The sequence below is a fragment of the Bradyrhizobium sp. P5_C11_2 genome (assembly GCF_054049755.1).
This window is the reverse complement of record NZ_JBFULT010000197.1, coordinates 1-12,155: the sequence shown is the minus strand read 5'-3', so window position 1 is coordinate 12,155 and position 12,155 is coordinate 1. Positions and strand designations below refer to the sequence as shown.

At 65.5% G+C, this 12,155-nt stretch carries 9 protein-coding genes; 3 read left to right on the top strand and 6 right to left on the bottom strand.

The window, feature by feature from the left end:
• The coding region (locus tag ACXJL8_RS19415; protein WP_456685421.1) for a response regulator at positions 1-262 on the top strand (262 nt) is incomplete at its 5' end.
• A 185-nt stretch (positions 263-447) separates the two neighbouring features.
• Positions 448-1,149: a helix-turn-helix domain-containing protein gene (locus tag ACXJL8_RS19410; RefSeq protein WP_456621379.1), complete on the top strand. Its 702-nt coding sequence runs from the start codon at positions 448-450 to the stop codon at positions 1,147-1,149.
• Positions 1,150-1,210: 61 nt separating this feature from the next.
• On the opposite strand, the gene ACXJL8_RS19405 is transcribed toward ACXJL8_RS19410, so the two are convergent.
• The 4 genes from ACXJL8_RS19405 to ACXJL8_RS19390 are packed head-to-tail and all read right to left on the bottom strand — an operon-like array spanning position 1,211 to position 7,101.
• Complete coding sequence (locus ACXJL8_RS19405; protein WP_456621378.1) at positions 1,211-2,506, bottom strand: MFS transporter; 1,296 nt, start codon at positions 2,504-2,506, stop codon at positions 1,211-1,213.
• 23 nt (positions 2,507-2,529) lie between these two features.
• A complete protein-coding gene (locus tag ACXJL8_RS19400; RefSeq protein ID WP_456621377.1) occupies positions 2,530-3,051 on the bottom strand; it encodes a PRC-barrel domain-containing protein in 522 nt (173 codons plus the stop codon).
• Positions 3,052-3,075: 24 nt separating this feature from the next.
• Positions 3,076-5,280, bottom strand: a complete 2,205-nt coding sequence (locus ACXJL8_RS19395; protein WP_456621376.1) for an amylo-alpha-1,6-glucosidase — start codon at positions 5,278-5,280, stop codon at positions 3,076-3,078.
• 57 nt (positions 5,281-5,337) lie between these two features.
• Positions 5,338-7,101 (bottom strand): ABC transporter ATP-binding protein, encoded by a 1,764-nt coding sequence (locus ACXJL8_RS19390; RefSeq protein ID WP_456685420.1) that lies wholly within the window; start codon positions 7,099-7,101, stop codon positions 5,338-5,340.
• Positions 7,102-7,378: 277 nt separating this feature from the next.
• Here ACXJL8_RS19390 and ACXJL8_RS19385 point away from each other — a divergent pair, with 277 nt between their 5' ends.
• Positions 7,379-8,449: a glycosyltransferase family 4 protein gene (locus ACXJL8_RS19385; protein WP_456621374.1), complete on the top strand. Its 1,071-nt coding sequence runs from the start codon at positions 7,379-7,381 to the stop codon at positions 8,447-8,449.
• Between the two features lie 184 nt (positions 8,450-8,633).
• Here ACXJL8_RS19385 and ACXJL8_RS19380 read toward each other — a convergent pair whose 3' ends face one another.
• Positions 8,634-10,565, bottom strand: a complete 1,932-nt coding sequence (locus ACXJL8_RS19380; protein WP_456621373.1) for an alkyl/aryl-sulfatase — start codon at positions 10,563-10,565, stop codon at positions 8,634-8,636.
• Between the two features lie 128 nt (positions 10,566-10,693).
• The gene (locus ACXJL8_RS19375) at positions 10,694-11,977 is read right to left on the bottom strand and encodes a TRAP transporter large permease (RefSeq protein WP_456621440.1); all 1,284 of its coding nucleotides are present in this window, start codon (positions 11,975-11,977) and stop codon (positions 10,694-10,696) included.
• Positions 11,978-12,155: the final 178 nt, after the last annotated feature.

Here is a 12,155-nt window from a genome sequence, read left to right as displayed (position 1 = left end):
GCTCAATGCGAGYAGCGCGCCCGGCGCCGACTGCTACGTGATCGACTACAAGATGCCCGACATCAACGGCATCGAGCTGGTGGGCCGCCTGCGCCAATCCGGCGCCGATACGCCCGTGATCCTGATCACCGGCTATCCCGACGGAAACATTTCGGCCCGGGCCACGGCAGCGGGCATCAAGGACGTCATTTTGAAGCCGCTGCTCGACGAAAACCTGGTCAAGCGCATCCGCCACGCCATCCAGCACAGGCCCGGCGACTAGAGCGCGATGAATCGCGCCTCGTTTGTCGTTTGAGCATGATCTTTCGGAAAATCGATACACACTTTTCCGGATCATGCTCTGACCTAAGGGATTTTACGTAGGTAATCTCCCTTAAGATATCGCTCGAAATTTCCGGATTGCACGATCTCGCGTAGCAAGGCTCCATCACAACGGAGATGGCGCAGATGCTGACCCAGACCTTCAACACCCAGGCGATCAAGACCCAGATCAACGGCAGCAGRATTGCACCGTCTCATCCCGTCTCCGACCAGTTCGGCGCAATCGCCGGCCATGTCGGCCTCGTCGCCACCGAATTCGCCTACCGCAAGGACGAGGAGATCTACGGCGAGGACGAGCCGGCGGAATATGTCTATCAGGTCGTCTCCGGCGCGGTGCGCAGCTACAAGCTGCTCTCCGACGGCCGCCGCCAGATCGGCTCCTTCCACCTTCCGGGCGACGTGTTCGGCCTCGAATCCGGCGCCACCCATCGTCTTGCCGCCGAAGCCATCATCGACACCACGGTACGCCTGGTGAAGCGCGCCAGCCTCGAGAAGGCCGCCGGCACCGATGTGCAGGTCGCCCGCAAGCTGTGGGCCATGACCGCCGGCGAGCTCCGCCACGCCGAGGACCACATGCTGCTGCTCGGACGCAAGACCGCGATGGAGCGGGTTGCGACCTTCCTGCTCGAAATGGACCGCCGCCTCGCCGTCGCCGGCATGATGGCGCTGCCGATGTGCCGGCGCGACATCGGCGACTATCTCGGCCTGACGCTCGAGACCGTGTCGCGCGCGCTGTCGCAGCTTCACACCCAGGGCATTCTCGGCTTCTCGGGCGCCCGCCAGATCGTGCTGCGCAACCGCCAGCGCCTGCACAGTCTCGACGCTTGATCTTCCTCCCACCACTTGGCCGGCTGGACCCGTTTCAGCCGGCCGTTTCTTTTTGCCGCGATCACAGGGTGTGGCGCCGGGTTTCCGGCATCACCAGGAGGATCAGCAGAAAACCGGTCGCGGCAATGCTGGCGAGGCCGATGAAAGCGGTGGCATTGCCGAACTTGTCGCTGACATAGCCGCCGAGCACGGTGCTCAGCGCTGCGCCGATGCCGGTCGCGGTGCCGACGATGCCCTGCGCGAGATTGAAATGGCCGCTGCCGAAGGCGACGTCGGCGACGATCAGCGGGATCATCACCGCGAACACCGCCGCGGTGAAGCCGTCGAACACCTGCACCAGCACCAGCAGATAGGGATCGCGCACGGTTGCGAACAGCAGGCCGCGAATCGCCAGCGCGCCGAACCCGATCAAGAGCAACGGCCGGCGGCCCCAGAGCTGCGCCTTGCGCCCGACCGAGGGCGACAGCAGCGCCACGATCGCCTGCGGCACCACGATGCAGAAGGCGACGAGCACCGTCGCCCACTGGCTCGACCGCGCCGTCACCGCGCTCGCCATCAGCGGCATCATGGCAGCGTTCGCGAGCTGCAACAGCAGCACGCTGAGCGCGAACACGATGAGCGGCCGCTGCCGGATCAGGTGCCAGATATTGGTGTCGCCGCGATCCTTCGCCTCACGCGGCATCTCGCCGTGACAGCGCGCGATGTCGACTTCCTCCTCACGAATGCGCGACAGCGCGATCAGGGTCGGGATCGCGAGCAGGAAGGTGACCAGGAACACCGAGCGGCTCGACAGCAGGTAGCCGGCCGTGCCCATCACCGCCGCAGCCACGCCGTTGCCAAGCGACGCGAAACGCGCATTGCGGCCGAGCCGTTCGCCGATGGCCAGCGGCCCGACCAGGCCCAGGCTGATCGCCGCGATCGCAGGCCCGAGCACGCAGCTTGCCGCCGCGTGCAGCGTGGCCGCGGCCACCACCACGGGGAAGATCGGCATGGCCGCATAGGCGAGCGCGCAGAAGCCGATGGTCACAATCGCCAGCCCGGCGACCAGCCGCTCGGATTTCGCGGCATCGATGATCGCCCCGCCCGGCATCTGCCCGACCAGGGCGACGATGCCGCCGATCGAGAGCACCAGGCCGATCTCGACCTGGGTCCATTTTTGCGTCGTCAGATAGACCGCGATGAAGGGACCGAATCCCGTCTGCACGTCGGCAAGGAAGAAGATGAACCAGTCGAGGCCGCGCAGACTCTGGCGCGACGGCGCCGGAAGGCCGCCCGGCGGCGGCGCGGCGACGTTGTCCTGTTCAACGTGGCGGCCGCGATCCTCGGTGGCATGGTTCTGCTTGCTCGACAACAGCACAGGCGGCCATCCCTCCCCGCGCCTCACTGAATCGCTTGCAGCGGTTGCAGGCTACCCGACGCGCCGAGCACGACGATCGGCGTGTCTTCCTTGTATTCCGGCGCGGCCGCGACCTGCGCCTTGGTCAGCTCCAGCGTGATACTGTCCTTCTTGTTGGCGATCTTGCCGAACCGCATCGCGTTCCAGTCCACCACGATCCTGCGGCTGCCGACGCCGAGGAAGCCGCCGAAATCGATCACGGCGGCGCGCACATGGCCGGTGCGATCGACGATGATGTCGACGATGCGGCCCATGTCCTCGTTCGCCGCGCTGAGCACGTCACGGCCGAGCACACCATGCGCGTCGCTTGCGCCGATGATCGTCACCGAGGGCGGCGGCGCGGCATCCTTCGGCGTGACGGGCACGCTTGGGGCCGGCGGCGCCACCGGCGGCGGCGCATTCACTTCACTTGGGGGCGCGGGCTGCTCCTCCGCGGCGCGCGACACCGCGACGGTCAAGCCCGCGACGATGGCAACGCTCAGGATCAACCAGCCAACGGCACGCATATACCCTCCTCGCGGTTCACCCCGCTAGCGCGCCAGCACGATCGACACCTGGATCTGGCCGCGCGTGCGCAGTACCTCCAGCGCCACGTCGTCGCCGTGGCGACTGACGCGCAGATCGACGCTGGACTCGCCCAGCCGCAGGTCGTGCAGGATCACCTCGTTCAAGAACGCCGGCAGATGCGGATTGCGCAGCCGGATCTCGCCGCGCGCTACGTCGAACTCGATGCCCAGCGCCGCCTCCAGCAGCGTGAACGGCGTCGCGCTGGCCCAGGCTTGCGGCGCGCAAGCGACCGGATAGAGCGTCGGACCGCGCCGCTTTTCGCGCCGGAAGCCGCAGAACAGTTCGGGTAGCCGCCGCAGATCCATATAGGTCGCGGCGTCGAACAGGCCCTTGAAGACATGCGCCACCGAATGCTTGAGCCCGTAACGGGCGAGCCCGAGCGCGATCAGCGCGTTGTCGTGCGGCCAGATCGATCCGTCATGATACGACATCGGATTGTAGCGCACCTCGCCCTGCGCGACCGTGCGGATGCCCCAACCCGAGAAGAAATGCGATCCCATCAGGTCGGCGGCAACCAATCGGGCGCGGTCCTCCCGGATCATGCCGCTGAACAGGACCTGTCCGGCGTTCGACGTGCGCACCTTGCAAGGCCGCTTGTTGCCGTCGAGCGCGAGGGCGTAGGTGCGGAGCTCCTCGCACCAGAACGCCTTCTCGAAGCGCTCGGCCAGTGCCCTGGCTTCCGCCTCGAGCTGCCGCACACGGTCCGGCTTGCCGAGCCGCAGCGCGCAACGGGCGGCGAGCTGCTTGGCCGCGTAGACGTAGCCCTGGACTTCGGCCAGCGCGATATTGCCTTCGGCCAGCTGGCCGTCGGCATGGAAGATCGCGTCGTAGGAATCCTTCCAGCCCTGGTTGGCGAGCCCCTTCTCGGTCGCCCGCTGATATTCGACAAAGCCGTCCTGATCGGGATCGCCGGGTCCGTCGATCCAGGCGAGGCCTGCCTCGATTGCAGGCCACAGCTCGATCAGCGTCTTCTCGTCGCCGGTGCGCTCGAAATAGCGCCCGGCGAGCAGCACGAACAATGCGGTGGAATCCACGCTGCCGTAATATTGCGCGAACGGCACCTCCCGAAGCGCCGCCATTTCGCCGCCCCGCATCTCGTGCAGGATCTTGCCGGGCGCGGCGTCCGCGAGCGGATCGACCGCCTTGGCCTGGAAATGGGCGAGCCGCCGCAGCACGCCCTTGGCGACCCGCGGATCGACCCACAGCATCTGGAGCGCAGTGATCAGTCCGTCGCGGCCGAACGTCGTCGAGTACCAGGGTATGCCGGCATAGGGATAGCGTCCCTGCGGCGTCTCCGTCATCAACATGTTCAGGTCGGCCATGGCCTGGCACAGGACCTCGTTGAAGATGTTGTTGGAGGTTTCGATGCTGGCGGCGCCCATGGTCGACTGGCGCATCTCGCGCCGATGCGCAAGCAAGCTCTGGAAGAATCGCGCGGGCTTCTGCGCCGGCGGCGGGTTGCAGGACACGGCCACGAACAGCGATTTCGCCTGGTGTGGCTCCAAATCGAGCTCCCAGGTCGCGGCATTGACCGACAGCCGCGTCGGACGCGGGTCGAAATGCAGGCCGGTGCTGCGCTCGGCATCGTCAAGACCGCGATAGTCGAACAGGACGTCGGTCGGCCCCAGCAGCCGGCTCGTTCCGATGCCACGGCGCGGGCGACGCTCGCCGCGGACCTCGAACAAATCGGCGAAGTCGTTGTCGAACAGCAGCGTCAACGCGAAGCCGGCCGGCCGGTCGCCGTGGTTCTGCACCCCGATGCGCTGATAGGCCGTGCCGCGCCACAGGAAGATCGTGCGCACGATGTGCAGCAGATCCTTCTGAAGAACGATGCGGCCCTGGCGATAGATGTCGGGGTTGGTGAGATCGACGGTCAACGCCGAATTGTCGTCGCGCAGGTTCGAGCCGAGCAGCAGCGGCTGGAGATCGTCGAGCACGAGCTCGAGCCGGGCGAGATAGCGCGTGTCGTGGTGAAACAGCCCGTCCGGCCCGCCGGCCGACGCGCCGATGTCGCCGTGACTGTCGAGCACGATGAAGGTGTCGTCGTGCTTGAGCGAACGCCGCGGGCGCGCGGCGGGGCCCGTCATCGGAATATAGAACGCCTGTTCCGCGACGGCCTCCACCGTCTGCGACACGGAGATGATCTGGGTTATGGCTTCGGCTGCCATGAGCTGCTCCCCTGCATCCTGTTTCGGAACGCAACCGACGCGAACGTGACCGTTGATTTACGCGGCGGCTTGCGCGAGCCGGCTCATTTCCTGCGTGACCAGTTCACGGTAGGGCCCGTGGCCCTGCATCAGACGCTCTGGCGAGCCGTCCTCGATGATCTTACCACCCTTCAGGACGACCACGCGGTCGAAATTGCGCAGCGTCGCGAGCCGGTGTGCGATCGCGATCACGGTGCGGCCGCGCATCAGGCGCGACAGCGCCTCGCGGATCGCCTCCTCCGATTCGCTGTCGAGAGYAGCGGTCGCCTCGTCCAGCAGCAGGATCGGCGCGTCCTTAAGGAAGGCGCGCGCAATCGCGATGCGCTGGCGCTGGCCGCCGGACATCTTCACGCCGCGGTCGCCGACCATCGTGTCGAGGCCTTCCGGCAGGCTCTCGACGAAATCACACCGCGCCGCAATCGCCGCCCGCAGCACCTCGTCATCGGTCGCATTGGGTCGGCCGTAGCGGATGTTCTCGCGGATGGAGCGATGGAACAGGGAGATGTCCTGCGGCACGACCGATATCGCTTCGCGCAGGCTGAGCTGGGTCACCATTGAGATATCCTGGCCGTCGATGGTCACACTGCCATCGTCGACGTCGTAGAAGCGTTGCATCAGGGTGAACAGCGTCGATTTGCCGCCGCCGGATTGGCCGACGAGACCGACGCGCTGGCCGGGTTGCAGCCGCAGGCTGAACCGCTCGAAGATTTTTTCGTTGCCGGGATAGCCGAAGGTGACGTTGTTGAACGCGATCGCGGCGCCGCTCTTGACCAACGGCTCCGCCTCGGGGTGATCGCGCAGTTCATGCGGCACCAGCAATGTTGCGATCGCCTCCGTGAGCCGCGCGACGTGCTGGGTGACGTCGACCAGCGCCACGGCGAGATCGCGCGTGGCGTTGAGGATGGACAGGCCGAGCGTGCAGACCAGCACGACGTCGCCGGTGGTCGCCTCGCCCTGCTGCCAGAGCGTGATCGCCCAGGCCATCAGCGCGACGGTCAGGACAACGGTCACGCCGGCATGGGTGAGCCGCAGCTTCTCCAGATAGCGCAGGCTGCGGCCGCGGGCGGTGAGTTCCCGATTGACGGTGGCATCGAACCGTTCGTGCTCGTGGCTGATGCCGCAGAAGGCGCGGACCAGCGGCATGTTGCTGATGACGTCGATCATCTCGCCGTCGACCACGGCCGCCTTGTCGGCAAAATCGTCATGCAACGGCTTGCCGGCGGCGGCGAGACGGAACATGGCGATCACCATGCCGCCGGCGATCACGATCAAGCCGAGCGCCATATAGGGACTGACGGTTCCAATCAGCGCGATGGCCGCAACTGTGGCGATGCAGGGCGGCAACACATTCCAGACGAACATGTTCTCGACCGTGAACACCGCGTTCGATGTGGCGGTAATGCGGCTGGTCAGCATGCCCGGCATGCGGTCCGAGAAATAGCTCGGCGCGTGGCCGGTGAGATGGCGAAAAATGTCACGGCGCAGATCGCCGGTGACGCGGACGAAGGTGAAGCTCGCGGTCCAGCTCGCGATCCGCCACAGGAAATTGTCGGCGGTGATCAGCGACATGAGGAAAATGACTGCCAGCCATACGCTGCCGCCGTGCGAGGGGCCGCCCGACAGACTGTCGACCAGGGACTTGACGCCATACTGCGTGCCCACGGAGCAGGCAACCGCCGCCACGACGGCGGCCAGGATCACCAGATGCGCAGCCAAACGACGCCGGAGATAGCGCAAGACAAAGGCAAATGGCCTGCGCGCGTATCCAGAAAGATGATCCATAAGGCTGAGACCCCGTTAAGATTTCGAATTTTGTTAGTTGCCGATTGAACATCGACCACTCCGCCTCGGTTCCCGGGCCGGGCGATCACGACATGCGGATGCGGACGATCTGAGAAGAGGTGATGGCAGCATCGAGACGCATGCCAGATGTGTCGCATAAGTAACGTTCGTTGAGAGGAACTTCGCAACTGCGGGAACGTTCCCTTGGCTGGCATGCCGGTGCCGAACACAGGCGGGGGCTTTTCAACGTCCATGATCGTACAGAGGAGATGGTGAGATGCGCATCGCGCAGGTAGCTCCGTTGACGGAGGCTGTTCCACCCAAGTTATACGGCGGCACCGAGCGGGTGGTGCATTGGTTGACGGAGGAGCTGGTGGCCCTGGGACACGACGTCACGCTGTTCGCCAGCGGCGACTCGCAGACCTCGGCGAAGCTGGATGCGCTATGGCCGAGGGCGCTCCGGCTCGACGGTTCCGTGCGAGACCCCAACGCCTTGCACATGGTGATGCTGGAGCGCGTGCGGCAAAAATGTGACGACGAGGAGTTCGACTTCCTCCACTTCCATCTCGATTATTACCCATGGTCACTGTTCTACCGCCAGCCGACGCCGTTCGTGACCACGCTGCATGGCCGGCTCGATCTCCCCGAGCACCAGCCGGTGTTCAATACCTTCTCCAAGGTTCCGGTGATCTCGATTTCGAACGCGCAGCGGCGGCCGGTGCCGCAGGCGAACTGGGTGAAGACGATTCATCACGGGCTTCCGGAGAACCTGCTGACGCCGACCCCGGCGAAGCAGGAATATCTCGCCGTGCTCGGCCGTATCGCGCCGGAAAAGGGCGTCGATCGCGCCATCAGGATCGCGACCCATTGCGGCATCCCGCTGAAGATCGCGGCCAAGGTCGATCGCGCCGACCAGGATTATTATGACGAGTTGATCCGGCCCATGATCGAGAACAATCCGCTGGTGGAGTTCATCGGCGAGATCAGCGATCACGAGAAATCGGACTTCCTGAGCGGTGCGCTCGGGCTGTTGCTGCCGATCGACTGGCCGGAACCGTTCGGCCTCGTGATGATCGAGGCCATGGCCTGCGGAACGCCGGTCGTCGCCTTCAACCGCGGCTCGGTGCCGGAGATCATCGACGAGGGCCTGACCGGCTTCGTGGTCGAGGACGTCATCAGCGCAGCCGGCGTCGTCAAGCGCCTTCCGCAATTGAACCGTGCCGCGATCCGCAAGCAGTTCGAAACGCGCTTCACGGCGCGGCGGATGGCCCTGGACTATCTCGCGTCCTATCGCAGCCTGACCGAGGCCCAGGCGCCGCGGATCAAGCTCGTCAGCAGCGCGGAGTAGTTGCGCCAAACCTCCGCTGTCGTCCCGGACCAGCGCGCCCGAAGCGCGCGCCGATCCGGGACCCATACGCCGCAGCAAGAGTTTTGCGAAGACTCGTGATGACCAGTCTCGCCCAAAAACTTCTCCCTGGGGCTATGGGTCCCGGCCTCCGCCGGGACGACACTGAATATCTTGCGACAGCGCCCTACCCCACCAGCGCCCGCTTCGGCTCCACGATCTCGAACATGCGCGGAAACTCGTCCATCAGGCCCATCAGCTCGGCGAGCCGCATCGGGTTGCCGGCGAGCTTGACCTTGCCGGCCGCGACGGCTTCCGGGAAGCTTGTCAGCTTCGCGATCACCTCGTCGAGCGTCGACCGCGCAAGCGTAAAACTGGCATCCGCGCCGTCCGCCTGCACGCCCTCGGTGTAGGTGAGCGCGCAGTTCTCGAGGTTGAGCACGAAGGTCTCGCCGGTGTCGGAAAAGCGCCAGTTCAACACGATGTGGTTGCCCTCGGCCTTGGGGCCGTTGAGGCGGATGCCGAGCACGTCCCAGAGCTGCCCGGTGCGCAGCGCCGCCAGCGTCTCGCGCGGCATCGGCGGGCGCGGCGGCGCCTTCGGCATGCCCTGGCGCAACTCCTGGGCGCCGAACAGATAGGCGTTGCGCCAGGTCGCGCTCTCGGCGGCGTAACCGAGCTGCTCGAGCGTGTCGGCAAGCAGGTGACGCGCCGCCGCATTGTCGGGCTCGGCGAAGACGAGATGGCCGAGCGCCTGCGCGACGAAGCGGAATTCCCCCTTGTCGAAATCGACCCGCGCCCGCGCGAGGATGGCATCCGCTCCACCCATGTACTCGACATACTTCTTGCCCGAGGCCACCGGCGGCAGCGGATCGAGATTGACCGGATTGGCGTCGTACCAGCCGAGATACTTTTGGTAGATCGCCTTCACATTGTGCCGGATATGGCCGTAATAGCCGCGGCCGTGCCAGGCGCCTTCGAGGCTCTTCGGCAATTGAATGGTCTCGGCGATCTCGGCGGCGGTGAGGCCGTGGTTCATCAGGCGGATGGTCTGGTCGTGCGCGAACTTGTAGAGATCGCGCTGCTGCCGGATCATGGTGCCGATGCGCTCGCGCCCCCACACCGGCCAGTGATGCTGGCCGCACATCGCCTCCGCCTTGCCGTCCCAGAGCTGCAAGGCCTCATTGAGGTATTTTGACCAGGCCAGCGCGTCGCGCACGTCGGCGCCGCGGAACGGCAGCAGGTTGTGGAAATTGTGGGTGCAGTTCTCGGCGAGGTTCAGCAGCTTGTAGCGCGGAATGAAGAAATGCATCTCCGCCGGCGCTTCGCTGTTCGGCGCCATCTGGAATTCGAACTCGACGCCGTCGATGATCCGCTTGTCGCCGGTCGCCATGATCAGATCGGTGGGACGCAGCAGCGCGACCGATCCCGCCGCCATCGACTTGCCGAGGCCGCAATCGACCTGCCCTCGCGCCCCCTTGGCGAGGAACGGGCCGAACTGGTACTGCGCCCGGCGCAGCATCGACGGTCCCGCGATGATGTTCTCGGAGACGGCGTGCTCCATGAACAGGTTCGGCGCGATGAGCGGCACGCGATCTGTGGCGAGCGCATCCGCCTCCAGCACGCCGCGCGCACCGCCCCAGTGATCGGTATGGGTGTGGGTGAAGATGACAGCCGCAACCGGCCGCGTGCCGCGGTGCTTGTAATAGAGTTCGAGCGCGGCGCGGGCGCCTTCGATCGAGGTCAGGGTGTCGACGACGATGACGCCGCTGTCGCCCTCGATCAACGTCATGTTGGCGATGTCGAGCCCGCGCACCTGGTAGACGCCGGGCACGACCTCGAACAGGCCGTGATGCATGTTGAGGCGCGACTGGCGCCACAGGCTCGGATTGACCGTCGGCGGTGCCTCGTCAGTGGAGAGAAAGCCGTAGGGCTCGAGGCTCCAGACCGTCCGTCCTTGCGGGTTCGATACCTTGGCGTTCTCGAGCGTGCCGAGAAAGCCGCGCGCGGCATCGTCGAAATCCCGCGTGTCGGAAAACGGCAGCGCATTCAGCATCGCCGTTTGTTGCGCGATGACGGACGGCGTTGCGTCCTTCGGCTCGCTGTTGGAGATCTCGGTCATCTCTATATCCTCCCGGCCTGTTGCGATCATCTAACCGCATCTCGCGGTCGATTGCCATCGCTAGCCGAGCAGCACAGGCGCCCTTCCCTTCTCCCCTTGCGGGAGAGGGTGCACCGTCTATGCGGCACTCAGTGCATCCCCAGCACCCGCGGCAGCCACAGCGTCAAATCGGGCCAGTAGGTCACGATGACGAGGAAGCCGAGCATGGTGATCAGCCATGGCAGCACCGCGACCGCGAGCTCGGTTATTCGCATTCGCGCGATCATGGACGCGACATAGAGGTTCAAGCCGACAGGCGGATGGCAGAGGCCGACCTCCATGTTGACGTCCATCACGATGCCGAAATGGACGAGGTCGATGCCGAGCTTCTTCGCCGCCGGCGCCAGGATCGGCGCCATGATCAGGATGATCGAGTTCGGCTCCATGAAGTTGCCGGCGAGCAGCAGCAGGATGTTGACGACCAGCAGGAAGCCGACCCAGCCGAGGTTCTGCGCCGCGATCCAGTCCGCGAGCGTCGACGGCAGGTTCTCGTTGGACAGCACGAAGGAGAACAGCACCGCATTTGTGACGATGTAGAGCAGCATCGCGCTAGTGTTGGCGGCGCGGAGCAGCACGCGCGGCACGTCCTTCAACCCGATCGCCTTGTACACGAACACCGCGATGATGAAAGAGTAGACCGCGGCCATCGCGGCCGCCTCGGTGGCGGTGAACAGGCCGCTGTAGATGCCGCCGATGATGATGACGACCAGCATCAATCCCCAGATGCTCTCGCGGAACGTCCGCACGGTCTCGCCCCAACTCGCCTTCGGCAACCGCGGATAGTCGCGCTTGCGCGCAAGCCACCAGGTGACGATGCAGAGCATGACGGTCAGCATCGTGCCCGGCAGCAGGCCCGCGACGAACAGCGCGCCGATCGAGGTGTTGGTCGCCACCGCGTAGACGATCTTCGGGATCGACGGCAGCATCAGGATGCCGAGCGAGCCCGCAACCGTGATGATGCCGGCGCCGAAGTGCATGGGATAGCCGTGGCGGACCATCTCGGGCAGCACGATGGCGCCGATCGCCGCGACAGTGGCGACGCTCGAGCCGCACACCAGCGCGAACATCGCGCAGGCGACGATGCCGGCGAGGCCGAGACCACCATGCCAGTGGCCGATCAGCGAGGTCGCGAAGTTGATCATGCGGCGCGCGACGCCGCCATGGGTCAGGAAGTTGCCGGCGAGGATGAAGAACGGGATCGCCATGATCTCGAAACCCTCGATGCCCGTGAAGAGCTTCATCGAGACGGCCTCGATCGGCACCGTGGTCAGCGTGAACAGGAAGGTCATCACGGTGAGACCGAGCGCGATCGAGACCGGGATGCCCGTCAGCATCAGCGCGATCAGGAGCGCGAACACCGTGGCGGCACGCATCCAATGCGGCAGCTCCAGCACGCCGGCCTTCTCGGCGAAGCACATGGCGAAAATCAGAATCGGCGCCAGGATCAGGATCACGCCGAGCGGCGAGACTTTTCGCGCCGCGGCTTTGGTCGCGGCGCCGGCGGGCTGCGGGTGCAGCGCCGGCGAGACGTCGGCCTCCACGCCCTCGACA

Bases quoted from the DNA above. Each gene is read 5' to 3' on its own strand.
- ACXJL8_RS19395 (WP_456621376.1), bottom strand. From the start codon at position 5,280: ATGGCAGCCGAAGCCATAACCCAGATCATCTCCGTGTCGCAGACGGTG.
- ACXJL8_RS19380 (WP_456621373.1), bottom strand. From the start codon at position 10,565: ATGACCGAGATCTCCAACAGCGAGCCGAAGGACGCAACGCCGTCCGTC.
- ACXJL8_RS19385 (WP_456621374.1), top strand. From the start codon at position 7,379: ATGCGCATCGCGCAGGTAGCTCCGTTGACGGAGGCTGTTCCACCCAAG.
- ACXJL8_RS19400 (WP_456621377.1), bottom strand. From the start codon at position 3,051: ATGCGTGCCGTTGGCTGGTTGATCCTGAGCGTTGCCATCGTCGCGGGC.
- ACXJL8_RS19375 (WP_456621440.1), bottom strand. From the start codon at position 11,977: ATGCGTGCCGCCACGGTGTTCGCGCTCCTGATCGCGCTGATGCTGACG.